18 protein-coding genes and 1 other RNA gene are annotated in these 19,180 nt (G+C 34.6%); 12 read left to right on the top strand and 7 right to left on the bottom strand.

The genetic code is table 11. The features are described from left to right. Positions 1 to 237 precede the first annotated feature (237 nt). The 4 genes from rny to DDD_RS10230 all read right to left on the bottom strand — a co-directional run bounded on the left by rny (position 238) and on the right by DDD_RS10230 (position 2,601). The gene (gene rny / locus DDD_RS10240) at positions 238 to 1,812 is read right to left on the bottom strand and encodes a ribonuclease Y (protein ID WP_174270038.1); all 1,575 of its coding nucleotides are present in this window, start codon (positions 1,810 to 1,812) and stop codon (positions 238 to 240) included. Between the two features lie 45 nt (positions 1,813 to 1,857). Then, positions 1,858 to 1,968: non-coding RNA, 6S RNA (ssrS, locus tag DDD_RS17705), on the bottom strand. A 53-nt stretch (positions 1,969 to 2,021) separates the two neighbouring features. After that, positions 2,022 to 2,309 (bottom strand): cell division protein ZapA, encoded by a 288-nt coding sequence (locus tag DDD_RS10235; protein ID WP_015362768.1) that lies wholly within the window; start codon positions 2,307 to 2,309, stop codon positions 2,022 to 2,024. Between the two features lie 4 nt (positions 2,310 to 2,313). After that, complete coding sequence (locus DDD_RS10230) at positions 2,314 to 2,601, bottom strand: hypothetical protein (protein ID WP_015362767.1); 288 nt, start codon at positions 2,599 to 2,601, stop codon at positions 2,314 to 2,316. A 290-nt stretch (positions 2,602 to 2,891) separates the two neighbouring features. On the opposite strand from DDD_RS10230, the gene DDD_RS10225 reads away from it, so the two are divergent. The 10 genes from DDD_RS10225 to DDD_RS10180 all read left to right on the top strand — a co-directional run bounded on the left by DDD_RS10225 (position 2,892) and on the right by DDD_RS10180 (position 13,129). Next, complete coding sequence (locus tag DDD_RS10225; protein WP_041567088.1) at positions 2,892 to 4,601, top strand: M23 family metallopeptidase; 1,710 nt, start codon at positions 2,892 to 2,894, stop codon at positions 4,599 to 4,601. 9 nt (positions 4,602 to 4,610) lie between these two features. After that, on the top strand, positions 4,611 to 7,103 hold the full coding sequence (locus DDD_RS10220) for a TonB-dependent receptor (RefSeq protein WP_015362765.1): 2,493 nt from the start codon (positions 4,611 to 4,613) through the stop codon (positions 7,101 to 7,103). A gap of 129 nt (positions 7,104 to 7,232) precedes the next feature. Beyond that, positions 7,233 to 7,469, top strand: coding sequence for a hypothetical protein (locus DDD_RS10215; RefSeq protein ID WP_015362764.1), 237 nt, complete (start codon positions 7,233 to 7,235; stop codon positions 7,467 to 7,469). 76 nt (positions 7,470 to 7,545) lie between these two features. Beyond that, positions 7,546 to 7,959, top strand: coding sequence for an HYC_CC_PP family protein (locus tag DDD_RS10210; RefSeq protein WP_015362763.1), 414 nt, complete (start codon positions 7,546 to 7,548; stop codon positions 7,957 to 7,959). A 107-nt stretch (positions 7,960 to 8,066) separates the two neighbouring features. Next, the gene (locus tag DDD_RS10205; RefSeq protein WP_041567087.1) at positions 8,067 to 8,831 is read left to right on the top strand and encodes a hypothetical protein; all 765 of its coding nucleotides are present in this window, start codon (positions 8,067 to 8,069) and stop codon (positions 8,829 to 8,831) included. 44 nt (positions 8,832 to 8,875) lie between these two features. Then, entirely contained in the window at positions 8,876 to 9,508 is a 633-nt protein-coding gene (locus tag DDD_RS10200) for a heavy-metal-associated domain-containing protein (protein WP_041567412.1), read from the top strand. Beyond that, a complete protein-coding gene (locus DDD_RS10195) occupies positions 9,508 to 10,434 on the top strand; it encodes an NHL repeat-containing protein (protein ID WP_015362760.1) in 927 nt (308 codons plus the stop codon). Before DDD_RS10200 ends, DDD_RS10195 begins: the two co-directional genes overlap by 1 nt. Positions 10,435 to 10,449: 15 nt before the next feature. Next, positions 10,450 to 11,679 carry a permease gene (locus DDD_RS10190; protein ID WP_015362759.1) on the top strand — a complete coding sequence of 410 codons (1,230 nt, stop codon included), beginning with the start codon at positions 10,450 to 10,452 and terminating at the stop codon, positions 11,677 to 11,679. Continuing rightward, positions 11,676 to 12,410: an acetolactate decarboxylase gene (locus DDD_RS10185; protein WP_015362758.1), complete on the top strand. Its 735-nt coding sequence runs from the start codon at positions 11,676 to 11,678 to the stop codon at positions 12,408 to 12,410. The genes DDD_RS10190 and DDD_RS10185 overlap by 4 nt, the downstream gene beginning before the upstream one ends. Continuing rightward, positions 12,410 to 13,129 (top strand): heavy metal translocating P-type ATPase, encoded by a 720-nt coding sequence (locus DDD_RS10180; protein WP_015362757.1) that lies wholly within the window; start codon positions 12,410 to 12,412, stop codon positions 13,127 to 13,129. Before DDD_RS10185 ends, DDD_RS10180 begins: the two co-directional genes overlap by 1 nt. A gap of 111 nt (positions 13,130 to 13,240) precedes the next feature. On the opposite strand, the gene DDD_RS10175 is transcribed toward DDD_RS10180, so the two are convergent. Both DDD_RS10175 and DDD_RS10170 read right to left on the bottom strand, forming a co-directional pair. Then, a complete protein-coding gene (locus DDD_RS10175) occupies positions 13,241 to 16,738 on the bottom strand; it encodes a TraB/GumN family protein (protein ID WP_015362756.1) in 3,498 nt (1,165 codons plus the stop codon). A 137-nt stretch (positions 16,739 to 16,875) separates the two neighbouring features. Further along, a complete protein-coding gene (locus DDD_RS10170; protein WP_015362755.1) occupies positions 16,876 to 17,415 on the bottom strand; it encodes a CopD family protein in 540 nt (179 codons plus the stop codon). A 100-nt stretch (positions 17,416 to 17,515) separates the two neighbouring features. On the opposite strand from DDD_RS10170, the gene DDD_RS10165 reads away from it, so the two are divergent. Both DDD_RS10165 and DDD_RS10160 read left to right on the top strand, forming a co-directional pair. Beyond that, positions 17,516 to 17,776 carry a hypothetical protein gene (locus tag DDD_RS10165; RefSeq protein WP_015362754.1) on the top strand — a complete coding sequence of 87 codons (261 nt, stop codon included), beginning with the start codon at positions 17,516 to 17,518 and terminating at the stop codon, positions 17,774 to 17,776. Further along, on the top strand, positions 17,777 to 18,538 hold the full coding sequence (locus DDD_RS10160) for a patatin-like phospholipase family protein (RefSeq protein WP_015362753.1): 762 nt from the start codon (positions 17,777 to 17,779) through the stop codon (positions 18,536 to 18,538). Between the two features lie 11 nt (positions 18,539 to 18,549). On the opposite strand, the gene DDD_RS10155 is transcribed toward DDD_RS10160, so the two are convergent. After that, positions 18,550 to 19,179, bottom strand: coding sequence for a carbonic anhydrase family protein (locus tag DDD_RS10155; protein ID WP_015362752.1), 630 nt, complete (start codon positions 19,177 to 19,179; stop codon positions 18,550 to 18,552). Position 19,180: the final 1 nt, after the last annotated feature.

Raw genomic sequence — 19,180 nt, 5'->3', positions numbered from 1 at the left:
TTTTATTAAGGGGGAAATGATAAGGTTAGGTAAAGTTATTGCTTTATTCGCTTTCGCGAAAGCTAACTCTATAAAAAACAGAAAGATAATTATTAAAACTAAAATTATTTAATCCTAATCGCTAGTAAATGTAATAGCAAAGCAGGTTGTATTTCTTTTACTAAAAATTGCGTAAAAGAAAAACTCCCTTAAACAAAATGTTTAAAGGAGCGTTTGTAAATTGTATTTAGGATGCTATTACTTAGCAATATTAACCGCTCGTGTTTCTCTAATTACGGTAACTTTCACTTGACCAGGATAGGTCATATCTGTTTGTATTTTTTGTGAAATCTCAAATGATAATTGTGCAGCACGATCATCATTAATCTTTTCACTTTCTACCATGACACGCAACTCACGACCTGCTTGTATCGCATATGCCTTTTCTACTCCTTTAAATCCAAAAGCGATATCTTCTAAATCTTTTAATCGCTGAATATATGAATCGAGTACTTGTCTTCTTGCTCCTGGACGTGCACCGCTTATCGCATCACAAACCTGTATGATAGGAGATAGTAAAGAGGTCATTTCTATCTCGTCGTGGTGTGCTCCTATTGCATTACATACTTCTGGTTTTTCACCGTGCTTTTCAGCCAGCTTCATACCTAGTATTGCGTGCGGCGTTTCATCTTCCGTTTCTGGTACTTTACCAATATCGTGGAGTAGTCCTGCCCTTTTTGCTAACTTAGGATTAAGTCCTAACTCAGAAGCCATTGTTCCACAAAGCTTTGCTACTTCTCTACTGTGCTGTAATAAATTCTGTCCATAAGAAGAACGGTATTTCATACGACCTACCATTTTAATCAATTCTGGATGTAAACCATGAATTCCTAAATCGATAACAGTGCGCTTTCCTACCTCTGCAATTTCTTGATCGATTTGCTTTCTAGTTTTGGCTACAACTTCTTCAATACGTGCTGGGTGAATACGACCGTCAGTAACTAATTTATGTAATGATAAACGCGCTACTTCTCTACGCACACTATCAAAACAAGAAAGAATAATTGCATCTGGAGTATCGTCCACAATAATCTCTACGCCTGTGGCAGCTTCAATAGCCCTAATATTACGTCCTTCACGACCTATAATTCTACCTTTAACATCATCGCTTTCTAGATTAAATACAGATACACAGTTTTCTACTGCTTCTTCTGTTCCTATACGCTGGATCGTATTGATAATTACTTTGCGGGCTTCTTGTTGGGCTGTAAGTTTTGCTTCTTCAATGGTCGTTTGAATAATTCCCATTGCCTCTGTTTTGGCTTTATCTTTTAAAGATTCTACCAGTTGCTTTTTTGCATCTTCACCAGACATACCACTTATGACTTCAAGCTGTTTTACTTGGGATTCATGTAGCTTGTCCACTTCTTCCATACGTTTGTAGACAGATTCTCTTTTCCCTTCTACGTCTTTAAGTTTGCTCTCTAAAGATTGCGATAATTTTTTGTTTTTTGAAAGCTCATTAGATACAGCAGATTCTTTATCTTTTGTTCGTTTCTCAGAATCTTTCATTTTTTGTTCTCTAGCCATGATTTCTTTCTCATGCTTAGATTTAAGATCCATAAACTTTTCCTTACCTCTATAAAGCTTCTCGCTGGTAATTTTATCTCCTTTGACTTCGGCTTCTTTGAGAATGCTCTCTGCTTCTTTCTTTGCGTTTGCAATAAGGCTGGACGCTTTTCCTTTTTCTACTATTGATTTTGCTATAAAAAAGCCTATTGCTAGACCTATTATGAGCGCCACTACTGCGGCTATAATTGTCATTGATTCCATTGGTTATTGTATATAAAAAAACCTACACGAGTTTGGGTTTTGTATGAACTCCTTAAATAAAGTTTAAGGCTAACTGGCTGATCAAGGATCCGACTCATACGTTCGGCTTGCTTTTACAACCACGACTCACCTTTTTTAAAGAATTATGTGTTGAGTTCACCAAAAAATGAAACAAGTGTAGGTAGTAATTGTTTTTATTTAAAGAACGATTATGACAATTGCTTATCTAGCAACATATTAAGAACCTGTAATTGTTCTCTAGCTTGTTCTACATCAGCACTATCATCTATAACTATTTGCTCAGACTTTGCGGCAAACTGTAAAGCACACATGGCAAGAAGATCTTGTTTATCTCTTACCGCGTAACTTTGTTCTAGTTGCTTTATCATGGCTTCTATACTTTTTGCTGCTTTACGCAAACCTTCTTCACGAGAAGGATCGATAGTAAGAGGATAAACTCTATCAGCTACTGATATTTTAATTTTAAGTTTATCCACTGTTTTAAGTCAATTGTGCAATACACTGGTCGATTTCTCTAATGAGTGCATTTATTTTGAGCTTTGTTTTTGTTTTGTAATCATCACTACCTAGCATCGCATTAGCTGTTTTAAGCGCTACATTTCTATCTTCACTTTCCTTAAACGCAGTAATAAGCGCATTATTCTCTTTTTCAAGTTCAAAAATGCGTTGATCCTTATCACTCATCTGAGCCTTTAATCTATTGTTCTCAGATATTAAAGTCTTGATCTTTAGTTCTATTTCAGAAATCTGAGAAGATAATGTAGGCATACGTACTAATTAAATGCTGTAACTACAAATCTAGGATTACCTTGTGACAATTCAAATATTTATGGAACAAAGTTTGAAAAGCTTTATTTAATTCGTTTAAATAACTTTCACATAATGAACTCCTTTAAATTTTTTCAATTTGCTAAAAAATTCGTTTTTTGCACTATGTCTTTGCCATATTTTACTTCCGTAACGATGCTATGCAAGCAAAATATGACTTCAACACATCACAAAATCCTTAATTTTCGCTTAAATTCAAAAAGTTCAAACGAGTTCTATATATTTATCCTATGATAAGACACTTATTTTGTTTTCTGGCGTTTTTTTTATTGATTTCTCGCTTTGGCGAAAGCCAAACTATTAAAAATCTTCCTCAAGATTACTTTGTTAATCCGCTTGATATAGATTTGAAATTGAGTGGTACTTTTGGAGAATTAAGGTCTAATCATTTTCACAGTGGTCTAGATATTAAAACAAATCAGCGCACAGGTGCAAAAGTTTATGCCAGTGCTTCTGGTTATGTGAGCCGTATAAAAATTGAAAGATATGGGTACGGGAAAGCGCTTTACATTACGCATCCTAACGGCTACACGACTGTTTATGCCCATTTAAAAAAGTTCTCCCCTCGCATAGAGGCTTATTTAAAGAAAAAACAATACGCAAAAGAAAGTTACTCCATCCAGCTCTACCCTACAGATCTAGAATTAAGAGTCGATCAAGGTGAGGTGGTTGCTTATAGTGGTAATTCTGGTGGTAGCGGTGGACCGCATTTACATTTTGAAATAAGAGATAGTGCTGCAAGACCTTTAAACCCTATGATGATGGGAATTGAAATCCCAGATACTAAGAGACCTCTGGTAAAACAAATTAAAGCATTTCCACTAAGCAAAACTTCCACGATAAACGGTAAACATGAAGCCCAGTTACTACGTCTTATCCCTTTAAAAGGTGGGAAATTCAAAGTAGAAGAATTTAGTGCTTATGGTGACATAGGAATAGGCGTGAATACAAGTGATCAACAAAACGGTGCCAATAATCAAAATGGAACTTTTCATATTGCTAGCTTTTTTAACGGGACTAAAAACTTTGAAATGACCTTTGATCGATACGCTTTCAGTGAATCCAGACATATCAATCAATTGATCGATTATGAACATTTCAAGAAAACTAAAAGTCGTATTTCTAGACTTTATATCCCTAATAATAGCCCGCTTAGTCTTTATGAAGACCATGTGAATAATGGAGTATTACAGATAGTTGATCCTGGTACAACACATTTATATCGTATTGAAATAGCTGACTATAAAGAAAATAAAGTGCAAATTAATATGAGTATTAAGAACGATGCTGCACCAGACTCAATAGTTCTTAATCAAGGCGACCAGCTTACCTTTGTAGACCATAACATGACTTATAGAAATAGTAGTGGTCCTTACACTTTAATGATTCCTAAAGGAGCTTTGTATGAAAGTGTCTTTTTGGATTTGCAGCAAAGCTCAGATACTATAAAAGTTCATAGTGATATTGTTCCTTTACATAAGAATATGATCATAACTTACGACGCCAGTGCAAAAAAGGACGACAATTTAAAACAATACTACATAGGTCGCGTGACAGATTGGGGCGCGGTTTATCATGTCAATACGAGAAGAAAAGGAAACATTCTCAGCGCGAGCACTCGTACATTAGGCACTTATGCCATCAGTAAAGACGATGTTGATCCTACGATAAAACCTATTAATTTCAAGAACAAACAGTGGATTTCTAAAAATAAAACACTAAAACTCAAAATAGCAGATGCTGATACTGGAGTTGATGCATATCGAGCAACAGTGAACGGTAAATTCATTTTAATGGAATACGATTATAAAACTGGAATACTTACACACGATTTTGACGATGGAGTCGTTACTGATACAGAAAATGAGCTCAAAGTAATCGTTACCGATAACGTAGGAAATAGTACTACATTTGAAGCTACATTTTTTCGTAAAAGCTAATACTACAATTTGAAGAACTTCTTACTTTTCATCGCGTTACTTATAACCGGATTCTTACACGCACAAAATGCTGTCATTCAAGGAATTATTTTAAATGAAAATAATCAACCTATACCTAACGCGAGTATAAAGGTTGCTGGAACAACTATAGGAACCGCAACAGATGACACTGGATTTTACAGACTAGTAGTGCCAGCAAATCAAAAAATTACTATTGTTTTTAGTTCCATTTCTTATAAAACAGCGAGACAAAACTTTGAATTAGACGGTAGAGCCATTTTTGAATTTAATCCAGTCTTAAGTACAGTAATTGAGCAAATAGTAGAGGTTTACATCAGCAACACTAAAACAAGAGAGTTTGCAGGAATTATTAATATCAGCCCTACGGTCATAAAGACTATACCTGGCGCCCAACCTGGAGTAGAGAATTTATTAAAATCACTTCCTGGCGTTTCTTCTAACAATGAATTGAGTACTCAATACACCGTGCGCGGTGGTAATTTTGACGAAAACCTAGTTTACATCAATGAAATCGAAGTGTATAGACCATTTCTCATACGCAGCGGTCAGCAAGAAGGATTGAGTATTGTAAATTCAGATCTGGTGCGCAGTGTTGATTTCAGTGCTGGTGGATTTCAATCTAAATATGGAGATAAATTGAGCTCTGTTTTAGATATCAATTACCGTCGTCCTACAGAATTTGGCGCAGGAGTAGACGCAAGCTTTTTAGGTGTTAACGCATTTGTAGAAGGTACCGCTTTCGCGAAAGCCGCAACAGGAATACTAGGTGTGCGATACAGAAACAACAGTTTATTTGTAAATTCTAGAGAGACAGAGGCGATCACAAGACCAGTATTTGTAGATGCTCAAACCTATTTAACCTATGAAGTAAGTCCAAAATTTGAATTAAGTTTCTTAGGAAATATTGCCATCAACAGTTACGAATTTGAACCACTTACCTCACAAACTAACTTTGGTACCGTAGACGATGCACAAGCACTAATTATTAATTACGACGGTGGAGAAGACGATCAATATGAAACCTACTTTGGAGCTGTAAAAGCGAGCTACGATGTAAATGAAGCATTGAATTTGAGATTCATTTCAAGCGTTTACCACACTAAAGAGCAGGAGCATTTTGATATTTTGGGACGTTATAGAATAGGACGACCTAACACAAATATAGGTGGTGATGATCTAGGTGAAGTTGATTTTACTCGTGGAATAGGAAGTGAGTTAGACCATGGTCGTAATGATCTCGATGCATTAATTGTAAGTCTAGAACATAAAGGAACTTTAGAATTAAATCTAGACAAAAAAGAAAACGATCAGTTGGACTGGGGCATCAAGTTTAACTCAGAAGATATACGAGATCGCTTGAGAGAATATACGGTTATAGACAGCGCAGGTTTTAATGTAAGACCACCATCTGTACCTGCAAATGACCAGCCTTATTTTTCTTATGTTGCTCCTTTAGAATCCTTTGAATCTGCTAGAGCGGATAATGATGTTCAAGTAACGAGATTGCAAGCTTTTGCTCAATACAGCAGTCGTGGATATTTAGGTGATCATGAAGTGTACTGGAATGCAGGTGTGCGTTCTCACACGTGGAATGTGGATGGAAAAGATATTCAAAGCACCACACAAACGGTGTTTTCACCACGTGGACAAGTGGCGATAAAGCCTTACTGGAAGAATACTAATATGCTCTTTAGATTCTCCACAGGACTGTATTACCAGCCACCACTCTATCGTGAGTTGAGAAACCAGCAAGGAACGGTTATACCAGATGTCAAGGCACAGAAATCTGTTCATTTTGTGCTAGGTAACGACTGGAGTTTTAACTGGACCACAAAAGATGGTGAAAAAAGACCGTTTAAATTGACTAGTGAGGCTTACTACAAAGATTTAACTGATGTAAATACCTATACCTTAGAGAATGTAAGAATTAGGTATCGAGCAAATAACAATGCCGAAGCCTTTGCCTATGGGCTCGATGTGCGACTCGCAGGAGAATTTATAAAAGGTACAGAAAGCTGGATTTCATTAGGTTATTTAAGAACAGAAGAAAACCTTGATGATCGTGGTTTTATAGCACGCCCTACAGATCAACGATTAAAAGTTGCTTTCTTGTTTCAGGATTATGTTCCTAATATTCCTAATTTAAAAGCTTACATCAATATGGTTTACAGCTCTGGATTGCCTGGTGGCTCTCCTAGCTATGCAGACCCTTATGACTTTCAGTTTAGATTATCAGACTATTTCAGGTCAGACCTAGGTATTCAGTATGTTCTTGTGGACGATAAGAAAAAAGCAAGAGCAGGCAGCTGGCTAGAAAATTTTGAAGAGTTGTCCATAGGAGCTCAAATTTTCAACATCTTTGATCGTCAAAATCAAATTTCAAATCTTTGGGTAAGAGACGTAGCTTCTAGCGCTCAATATGCAGTTCCTGTGCGTTTAACACCACGAGTTTTTAACCTAAGACTTATTGCTCGATTGTAATTTAACCATTCCTTCTTTCACAGCCTGTTCAAGAGTGTAATGCAATGGTTCTAAGGTAATTTATATTGTGATTTCATTAGTATTTTTGTTTAACTTTTTAAGTAAATTTATAAACAAAAATTATTTCCTATGAAAATTACAGCCATGCAGTGGCTTGCAATGACCACTTTAATATTAATTACTGTAACTATTTTTGCAACGATTAATCTATCCTTCAGTTGGGTATTTTATTTAACTGTTGCAGGACAAGCGCTCCTAGTAGTAACCGTTTACAAAGTTCTCAAAGACGACTACACCACAGACAAGACCTTCAAAGATTTCTATGAAGACCGACCAGATTTAGGCTCTAATGAAGAAGTGGATTAAAATTTGTGATTGCTATTTTATGTTAAGATTTTACCCTTAAAAACATGAAGTACTAACTGTTTCTTATCTTTGCGATATGTTTAAAGCGTTAAAAAATATAGGTATTACGATCATGGCAGCAATTGTGCTATGCTCTACCCTATCTTTTAGTGTACATAAACATTTTTGCGGGCCGTTTTTAAAAGATGTTTCTGTTATCGTTCCTTCTCATGGGTGTGGTATGGAAACAAATAATCCTAAAGACCTCTGTAAAATATCCATTGAAAATAGCTGTTGTAATGACATCGTAGAATTAGTAAAAGGTCAGGAAGATTTAAAACTGTCTCTTTCTAATTTTGATATCGATCAGCAACAATTTTTAATTGCCTTTACTTATTCTTATGTCTCTCTATTTTCTGGCAATCATTTAGAAGACCCATCTTATACAACCTACTCGCCACCTCTGGTCGTACGGGACATACCAGTATTGCACCAGTCTTTTCTTATCTAAGTAAATTGATTTTATGCGCATTAATTGCGCGGTATCAACGCTATTAAAGCGTTCAATTACATCATTATTATATGCGCAAACAGTGCGCAACTTCAATTTACACAACAATGAAATATTTAATTACTGTGGTTGGTATTGTTTTCGCTTTCGCGAAAGCGTACTCACAAGGACCACCCATAACAGCAGATAAACCTATCATGCTAGGAGGCGGAAGCTTCACAATGAAAACATTAACTGAAATCAGAAACACAGAACGTGGAACGATCGTTTACACTCCTGTCATGCTGCACTATTTACCTACTAATAATATACTATTAGCCTTACATATTCCATATACTAGCTACAATCTAAGCGATGTAGATGGCAGTGGTCTAGCCGATATTAAAATCATGGGGAAATATCAGTTTTATCGTAAAGATGGAACTGGTAAAACATTCCGTATGGTGGCAAAAACCCTGCTAACTCTTCCCACAGGAGACGAGATTGATGTAATGGATATATCTACAGGTAAATATGCTGGATACTACGGTGTAGTAGCTGGACTGGAAACCCTCAAATACGGTATTTCTGGAGAAATAGGTTATAACGAAATGCCTAATGGAACTCTTGACGAGTTTAGAGCTAAATTAGGTTTTGGGTTACCGCTTTTAAAACCGCAATATCCTAATAAACAGCTCAACCTTTACTTTGAGTATAATAGTGTCTGGTTGCATGAACGTGACTGGTACCAGTTGTTGTATTCGCAAGGAGTACAATACGCGCTTAAAAACATTACGTTTGATCTTGCCGTACAACTACCTTTAGTTCAAGAAATCGATGCTGATCGTGCCTTGAATTACTCCGTGTTTTTAGGAACTAGATACACCTTTTAAAAATAAAAATAACAGCGCATATAATGCGCACTATTAAAGACAAAATGAAACAAGTAACAATAATTTTAAGTATAGTAATTGGATTATTTGCAATTGTAAAAGCCGATGCACAGAAAAATAAAGATATGGATCAATTTGAGGTTCAAGTGGATGGATTAGGATGTCCTTTTTGTGCCTACGGATTAGAAAAAAAGTTCAAAGAATTTAAAGGGATCAAAAATGTAGCTATTGATATTGAAACTGGGGATTTCTCTTTCAGCTATCCTGCGAGTAAAAACTTAACTATGGACGCAGTTGTTGAGCAAGTTAAAAAAGCTGGTTACACGCCTAATCTCGCTACCATAACAAGAGCAAATGGTACGGTAGAAACTAACGCTAAAGAAACCGCGGCGGTAGAGCAAGAGAATCTAATGACTTCAGAACTTTATGTAAACGGTAAATGTGGTATGTGTAAAGCACGTATCGAGAAAACGGTAAGTGATTTACCAGGAGTAGCAAGTGCTACATGGGACGTGAAAACCGGTATGCTTACTCTAGATCATGATACAAGTTTAACGACTAAAAAAGCAGTAGCAAAAGCAGTAGCAAATGCTGGACACGATACCGCAACGGTAAAGTCTGACGATGCTACCTATGATGCCTTACCAGCATGTTGTCACTACAAAAGAGCGATATAATGAAGAAGTTTTTATACTTGATCCCGATAGTTATCGGGATCATTTCTTGTGAAGAGAAAGAGACTGTGTCACAAGAATGGCAATTTAAAAAAGTAGTTCAACTTGATGGTATTAACCCTATAGGTATCGCGCTCGACGGAAATGATGTTTTCTTAAGTGATGGTGATCACAATCGCGTCGTTAAAGTAAACTTAGATGGAGAAATTCTATTTTCCATGGAAGATTTTGAACGACCTATGCATATTGATTTCGGCGAGGCAGATATGGAGATAACCGACAAGGTTTCTACCTCAATCCTCAAGGAAAGAGCGCTTTTTATTCCAGAGTATGGACGCGATTCCATTGCTGTAATGAGAGATAATAAACGTGATTATCTTATAATTAATGACTCGCTTGACGCTCCTGCGGGAATAAGTGTATATAAAAATGAAATTGCTATTGCCGATTTCTATACCAACAGAATCCTTTATTATAATGGTAAGGAATGGATAAGCTTTGGTAAAGAAGGTAAGGCTTTAGGTGATTTTTATTATCCTACTGATGTGCAAATAACCTCTGATAAAATTTATGTTGCAGATGCGTATAATAATCGAGGACAAGTTTTTGATAAATCTGGAAAAGTTTTGGAACAGTTTGGTCAAGATGATAATTTTAATGCCGCAACTGGAATTTTTGTTTCAGACAACGAGATATTCTTAACCGATTTTGAAAACAATCGTATAGTAGTCTTTGGTTTAGATTATAATGTTAAGCAAATACTTGAAACTAACATTCATAAGCCTACCGACGTAATTGTAATGGACCAACAGTTGTTAATTACAAATTATCGTAAAGGTGAGCTTGTAATTTTTAAATTAGGTGATACAACAGCTGTTGATAAAAGCAATACAAAAGAAGATCACCATCATGATGATCACGATCATTAAGAAAAATTGATCACAATGAACACTTTTTTAAAAAGTTGGGGTGAAGCTGCATATACGTCATTAGGGTTTTTCTGGATGGCGTTATGGGCTTTTATCCTAGGGTATATTTTGAGTAGTATGATTCAAGTTTTTGTAACTCAGAGTAGGATGCAAAAAATTATGGGTGGATCTGAATTTAAAGGAGTCCTACTTGGAACATTTTTTGGGTTTATAAGTAGTTCATGTAGTTTTTCTGCACTAGCTTCTACCAAATCTATTTTAAAAAAAGGTGCCAGTTTCATAAGTTCTATAGCTTTTTTACTAGCCTCCACCAACCTTGTAATTGAATTAGGAATAATTATTTCAATTTTCTTAGGCTGGCAGTTTGTGGTGGGTGAATATGTAGGTGGTGTTCTATTGATACTCATTAGTTGGGCGCTAGTTCGATTCATAAATCCAAAAAAATTAATCAAAAAGGCTCGAAAAAATTTAGATGACGATAGCAGTGATCACAATAAGAACGGTTCTGAAAGTTGGAAAGAAAAGATCCTAAATGAAGATAGTTGGGCTCGAGTGTCAAAAAAATACAAGATGGAATGGCAAATGGTGTGGAAAGATGTCACCGTAGGCTTTACTATTGCAGGAATTGTTGCGTCATTTGTGCCTGATTCATTTTTTGAAACACTTTTTATAAATAGCGGTTCAGGCAATACAGATTTCAGTTTTTGGGAAATTCTACAACACGTTATTATAGGACCCATAGCTGCATTTCTTACATTTATAGGCTCCATGGGTAATATACCATTAGCAGCATTACTTTTTGGAAAAGGAGTTAGTTTTGCTGGCGTCATGGCCTTTATATTTAGCGATCTTGTAGTTTTTCCAGTATTGAGAATTAATGCAAAATACTATGGGTGGAAGATGTCATTATTCATTCTCTTTTTATTATTTACCGCTTTAATAGGGACATCACTACTCTTACACTATGGATTTAATTTATTAGAAATAATACCAGATCCATCTCAAGTCATAGTAAAGAATAAAGAATACTTTAAATTGGATTACACCTTTTATTTAAATATGGCCTTTATTTTATTCTCATTGTATCTAATTTATATAGGTTTCTTTAAAAAGAAAAATATTGAAAATTCAATGAGTGAAATGGCTCCGAAAAGCAAGCTCCTAGAATCGATTATGAAATACACTGCATTTGCATGCTTCTTCTGGTTATCTGGAGGTTTAATTATAAATTACTTTATAATATGAAAAAGAAATTATTGCTTTATATAATACCATTGAGTGTGCTCTTCTCTTGCCAAAATAATCAAGTAAAACAGCATGAAGTATCCCATAGCGGTGCTTTAATGAATCTTATGTCAGGAAATCTAGAGGCGACAGCGTCTCTAGATTCTTTACAGACATTACCTCATCTTTATGCATTAGGAGCATTAGAAAATCTTAAAGGTGAAATTCAAATCTTTGACGGCGCATCATTTGTGAGTAAAAAAGAAGTGTTTAATAAAGTCAAAATAGCGCCTACGTATGATCATAACGCTTCTTTACTGGTTTATGCTCAGGTTCCTGAATGGAGTGATGCGATATCATTAAATGAATTTACCACAAATTCACAACTAGAGAAGCAAATCAAAACGGCAGCTATCGCGCAAGGTAAGGACGTAGAAAAACCTTTTCCATTTTTAATTAAAGGAAAACCTTCTTTGTTAAAATGGCATGTGATCGATTGGAAAGATGGCGACATGGTGCATAATCATAAAAAACACCAAGAATCTGGACCACATGGTACTTTTGAGAATGAAGAAGTAGAAATTATAGGCTTTTATTCAGAGAAGCATAAAGCTGTTTTTACACATCATACTACCTTTCTACATATGCATTTTAAAACCGATTTTAAAGATGGAATCGCTGGACATGTAGATGCTATTTTTGGTGAGAATGTATTTGGGAATCAACTAGAACTTTATTTACCTAAAAATTAATGAAACAAACTTATACTATATCTGGAATGACGTGCAACGGTTGTCGCACTGATGTGGAGAAAAGGCTTCAGGCAGTTCCAGATGTCTTGAAAGCAACAGTTACTTTAGAAAACGAGCAAGCGGTGATTTCTATGAACTCTCATATCGCAATAGAAACCTTTCAAAAAGCGTTGCCAGACAAGTACGATATTCAAGAAAAAAAGAATGTTTTTGATAATTCCGCTTTCGCGAAAGCGGAACCTAAAAAATCTAAGCTAGAACAGTTAAAACCATTGTTTTTAATACTGGGGTACATCGTTGTGGCCACCATTTTATTGAACTATCAGCGTGAATATTGGGATGAAGCTATGCTGGACTTTATGGGAATGTTTTACATCGTATTCAGCTTTTTCAAAATGTTGGATTTAAAAGGTTTTCCCGAATCGTTCAGAATGTACGATCCGCTGGCTAAGGTTTTACCTATTTATGGGTGGCTGTATCCTTTTCTCGAGACGGCTCTAGGGTTGATGTTTTTGATGCGTTTTGAAATAGAAATTGCGTTAATTGCTACTCTTGTGATTTTGGGAATCACGACCTTAGGAGTTACTAAAACATTACTTGATAAGAAGTCTATTCAATGTGCGTGTTTAGGAACTGCTCTTAAATTACCAATGACAGAAGCCACTTTTATAGAAAACGCTATTATGATTCTTATGGCTATCTTGATGTTACTCCCGTAACGATCAAATGATGTTTATGAGAGGATCTAAAAAAAGCTAGAAAGTAATTTTCTAGCTTTTTCTATAATTTCATTTCTACATGAAATCGGTAAATGATTCTATTTTAGAAATCTATTCTTCATCTACTTCTTCTGCCTGCCATTCTTCGATCAAGCTTTGAGCTATTACTTGCCATTGATTATTCACAAACCCATCACCGCTAAGCCACACTTCAAATTGCTCTGGTTTATTTTTATCAATTTTATGTTTACGAGCTAATGCTATGTAGTTGGTATCGTCTTCATAAGTGGTATAATTAAATTGGTATACAATGTAAGTAGCTTCGTTTTCCTCAATCTCGCCTAGATGCTTTATCAACATATTCTCGTCATAGTCGTAAAGAGCATTATATACAGAAAGTTTGGCAAATTCTTCATCCTTAAAATATGATTTAGGAATCATCTTAGAGTAACCATTTTTTGCTATTAGTTCCATGCCTTCAAAACGAAAATATAAGTCTTCAATAAAACCTCTTACTAGCTTTTTATCAACTTTAGGTTCATATTTTAAATAATGCTCTAGTGCATTTAAATGTACGTAAGCTCGATCAACTTCAACTGCCACAAGTTCTTTTATATATTTCATGGTCTGCTGATCTTTTACCTCAAGTGTATCGAGTAACTTAAAATAAGAACTCAGCTCATAAGGTGAAAGGTGTTTTGTATAATCATCAAGACCAGAAGCAACGGCACTCGCATCTTCTTGAAATAAGGTTGCAAGCTCCTGTTTCCTTTCTTTTAAAAACGGTAAGGTTTTCTCGTCAGTAGTTATCTTGCGATTGAAATAATTGAGAGTGAGATCTCTTAAACCTGATTTCTTTTGTAAGTCCCAAATCTGATTCCCATACTTTGTTAAATCTATGAGACTGTCATTTTCAGACTCTAAAAAAGTTAGACTGTAATCTTCAAGTTTTGGTATATCATTGTTTTGCAATAAACTCATTTGCAGTTCAATTGCTTTTTCTGATTCAAAAAGAGGTAATGATTGAATAATAATTGCCTTTGTGTATTCAGATCCTGTACTTAAATAAATCTTTTTAAACTCATCTAAATAGGCGGGATCTTTTACTAAAGCTAAACTATAGATGAGCATATTTTTAGTGCCGTAATAAAGAGAGTCTTTTGGGTAATCTTTCTTTATAAAAGTGAGTAGATCTTTTGCATCATTCTTTTCAAAATCATAATAATCTAGGGCATTATGAGCATCATTATAGGTTTCTTCATTATTAGAAAGTAAATCAGTAAGTAATGTTTTAGACTTACTGGCCTCCATATCAAAAACTTCTTCATTTGAGGTTTCAAAACCATTAAAAAACTCTTCTGTATTTGCACTATAAATATTTGATCTATCTTGATGCGTACCTAATAAAAATACATTTTGGCCTTTGTAAAAAAGTCTATATCGCTGCTGTATATTTGAGGAAGGAATATTTATCAAATATTCTATTCCAGAAATGTTATTATAAGTAAATGGCGTTTTTTTAACAATAGAATCATTTTCAAAAAGCTCATCTTCATATTCTTTGAAGTACACGTCCTTATCATTAGTTCTGAAATATTTACCAAATCTAGTTTGCGATACTGAAAAAGCATTTCCAGAATTCTCATCGTAGCCTTGATAGAATCTTGAGAAAAGAAGATCTGCTTGATTATAATCACTAGAATCTACTGCTACTACATTTGACTTAGGGAATTTAAAACGGTATCCTTCATCTAAAGCAATCTCATCATAAATTGCAGGTACGTAATCTTTAAAAGTAAACGTATCAAAGAGCCTGTTTTTCATCGAGATTTCTTTATCTACATCATAACTTTGAATTAAAAGTAAGTACAGTCTATTACCTCTATAGAATATTCTCATCCTACCGTGAATGGTATCAAGTATTTTTATTTCTAGGTCATAAGCAACAGCTCCTAGATGAGTAGTTTTGTTTTTTTCTAGTATTTTAAATCCTTTAGTTTTAATAAGCTCTATATACTCTTGGGTCGCACCTTCTATATCTTCAAGATAATAACCTAAAGGATAATCATTGTATCGTACGAGATATTGCTCTTTTTTTTCTGCATTTACGGCATGAAAAATAGTAAGCTTGTAAGGATCTCCATTTTCTTCTTGTGGATTTGCTATTTGCTTTTCCATAGTTTTGAAGTCAACTGGGAAATCTACTTTAAACGCAGCTTTTTCTGGTTCTAAAACAGACCATTCAAAAGCCTTTTCTTTTTGCTCAAAAAGACGGATGCTATCAAAAAAACGTTTCGCTGTTTTTTGAGAATTAGCAGTATTTTTAAAATCGGCTGTAAAAATATAAGCCCTTCCATTTCTTAGATAAAGATCTAAACGACTTAACCTATTTTCTTTAGTTGCTAAAATACTATTGTACTCCACACCATTCTTACTATAGGAATCGAGTTCTTGAAATTCATAACCTTCCTTAGTGGTTTTGTAACGGTCTGTCATTAAAATGATCATCTCTTCTGCAGCCGTAAGTTTATCTTCAGGAATCTTTATTGACAAATGCACGATTTCAACACCATTGATAAGATCTGTTCCTGTACCTGTAGAGGAGATTTGAGACAAAGATGTCTTTATAGTATTAGACTTACGTGGAGCAATTAACTCATAACCTTCCTTATCATAGCTGTATGATTCCCATGATTCAAAACTACTTTGTGCAATGAGGTCCATGTTGGGATTATTAAAAGTAGCCTTAGACTTTTTAACTCTAAATCCTTTATTTTTCAATAATTCTAGAACTCCGTACTTTCCTGGAAGATGCGCAACACCTATTGCTGTAAATAACGTACGCTGATTTGTAATTTGCTCAATAGAAGAAGCCATCACTTGATTGCGAGCGATAAGATCATAATCTTCTTCGGTTTCAAACTCTTTTAATTTAGAATAAACTTCTTCTATATTGCCGCCATGATAAATCTCTACCATATTATCCAGCTCTTTTCTAAAGAAACCTTCTTGATCTTCTAGAAGCTCTAAAAGTGATTCTTTAAGTTCTTGATCAGATAATAAATCCATATCTATAATTTGATCTTCGACTTTTTCCAGTCCTCTTATCTCTTTATTTTCATTTAAGGCAACGTTGTATAAAAACAAATCTAGAAATGTTTCTTCATCATTTTCTTTAGTTAAATCTGGTATTAGAATAGATGATAGAAATTCTAATGAATTGTATTGTAAACTATCTAAAGAAATACCGATAACACCTTGAATTTTTGAGTCGAGCTCTTTATATTTTTCTTTTCCTAATACTTTTTTATATCTAGACAGATCTTTCTTGACTAGCATATATTTTTCTAATCCTGCCTCTAAAGAATCTGGAGCAATCTCCAGTGCAAAAGCCTCGGTACTTTGAATTGCAGGAAATACGGCATCACTAAACTCAAATACACGAGCGTCTGACAAGTGCATGGTTCCAAATACATAGGATATTTCTTTAGTATTTGGGTTTTGAACTTCCCACAAAAGAGAATAATTTTCTCTTTCCTGAGCGTTAAGAGAAATAAATAAAAACAGAAAAAAAACGGAACTAAAAAAGCTGGAAAAGGATTTGTACATCTACAGAAATTTGAAAAACGTAAATGTAGGAGAAAACAACTAATGTTTAACTGCGGTAAGAATAAGTTTTTTATCAGTATTGTTTTCTACTGTTTTTTTTTAGTTACGCTTTCGCGAAAGCGAGAACACTATTAAAACTAATCCTTATTCTTTTCTCTCACTCTTTTATAGAGTTTAAATAGCAACATTAATATGATAGCAAAAACCAGAAGACCAACAACGCCATAAACCCAATTAATGGCACTTTTGAGAATAACGAGAAACACGACTGCAAATAATATGAGCGTAGCTCCTTCATTGTATATACGCATGCTATTTGAGGTCCATTTTACTACATTGTTTTGAAGTTCTTTATAAATGAATTGTGTTTTTACTTGATATATAAATAGCAAAGCAACAAATCCTAATTTCACATGCATCCATGAAGCCTGTAACCAGTATGGATTTAGAATGAGTAACCATATAGCAAATGCTGTAGCAAGTATCGCACTAGGCCAGGTGATGATGTACCATAACCTGCTGGTCATTATTTTGAGTTGTTTTAGTAAAATACTCTTCTCTGGTTCTGGCTTATCGTGAGCCTCAATTTGATACACAAATAATCTAGGGATATAAAAAAGCCCAGCAAACCATGTAACGACAAAAATGAGATGTAGAGACTTTATGTATTCGTACATATTGACAAGGACTTAATTAGATTCACAAATTTAACGATATGTAGCAATAACTAATCGTTTGTAAGTTATAAACTTTAATATTGCAAATTAAAAAATAGCAATGGAATTCGGTACTGAAACGATAGATCTTGTAGGATATGCAGCTAGTTTTATAGTATTGCTCTCATTTTTTATGAAAAGCATCAATACTCTAAGAACGGTTAATTCCTTAGGCTGTGCATTATTTATAATTTATGGATTCTTATTTGATTCCCCAAACCTACCTATTATAATTACTAATGTTGGAATTTTAGTGGTGAATGGATATTATTTATTTTTGAAGAAACCAGAACCAACAGTTCCATTGAAGAAAGACAAATAAATGAAAGTAGGGTTAGCACTTTCTGGCGGTGGCGCAAGAGGTATAGCTCATGCAGGAGTTATTGAAGCCTTGCAAGAAAACGGTATACAGATCCATCAGGTTTCTGGAACTAGTGCCGGAGCACTGGTAGGTGCTTTATTTGCTAAAGGTATAAGTGTGGAAGAGATTTTTGATTTTTTTGAAAAGTCAAATTTATTTCACCCTAAAAAATTTGCTTTTAGACAAGCTGGTTTTATAAACTCTTCGGTATTTACAGATCATATTTCTCTCTTTATTCCAGACAATAGTTTTGAATCTCTCCACATTCCATTAACGGTTACCGCTACTGATCTTAATTCTGGAGAACTAAAAATTTTTAAAACAGGTGAATTGTATTTACCTATTCTGGCTAGCGCGGCATTTCCTGGTATTTTTACTCCTGTAGAAATTGAAAATAATACGTATGTAGATGGTGGAGTAATTAATAATTTTCCTGTAGACTTATTAGATAATTGTGATATTAAAATAGGTAGTTATACTAATAAGGTAGATTTTAAAAGTCGCAAGCTTAAACATTCTTATGATGTAGCAGGAAGAGCTTATGCTATTAACCAGTATCACCAAGATAAAATTAAGTTTCACCAGTGTGACGTATTGATAGAACCAGAGTTATATGATTATGGCCTGTTTAGTTTTAAAGGATTAAAAGATATTTTTAAAATAGGCTATGAAACCGCTTTGAAAGCAATTGATCAATCAGAGATTTTGAAACAAGTACTATAAAGGTATCTGTTTTATTCGTAAAAATGAACTGAGCCATTTGAAATATCATACATTGCTCCTACTATTTTAATTTCTCCGTCATCTTCAAGCTCTTTAAGAACTGGGCTTTCTCTTCGTATTCTTTGTATAGTAAGCTCGACGTTTTTTGAAGATACAGCATCTACAAATTCCAGATTTTTTGAATTACGTACAGCTTCATCCTTGGGTTCTTCAACAGCATAGACTGCAGGCTCAATTTTTTCAATTAATTTAGTTAGGTTACCCAATCGTGCATGATCGCAAGCTCCTTTTATGGCTCCACAACTGGTATGACCTAAAACAACGATGAGTTTTGTGCCTGCTAGTTTACAAGCAAACTCCATGCTTCCTAAAATATCCTCGTTAACAAAGTTTCCTGCAATACGCACACTGAATATATCTCCTAATCCTTGATCAAAAACTAACTCTGCAGACACTCTAGAATCGATACAACTTAGGATAGTTGCAAAGGGAAATTGCCCATCTCGAGTATCGTTAATTTGTTGTAATAAATTTCTGTTAGCTTTTAAATTATTTTGAAACCTCTCATTTCCTTCTTCTAAAAAAGCTAAGGCTTTTTTAGGTGTCATGGTAGATTGTGATTCTTTAGTATGTGCTTTCATT

This window comes from Nonlabens dokdonensis DSW-6, assembly GCF_000332115.1.
Lineage (GTDB): Bacteria > Bacteroidota > Bacteroidia > Flavobacteriales > Flavobacteriaceae > Nonlabens > Nonlabens dokdonensis.
The sequence above is the reverse complement of the archived record's forward strand: the minus strand, read 5'-3'. Positions and strand labels throughout refer to the sequence as shown.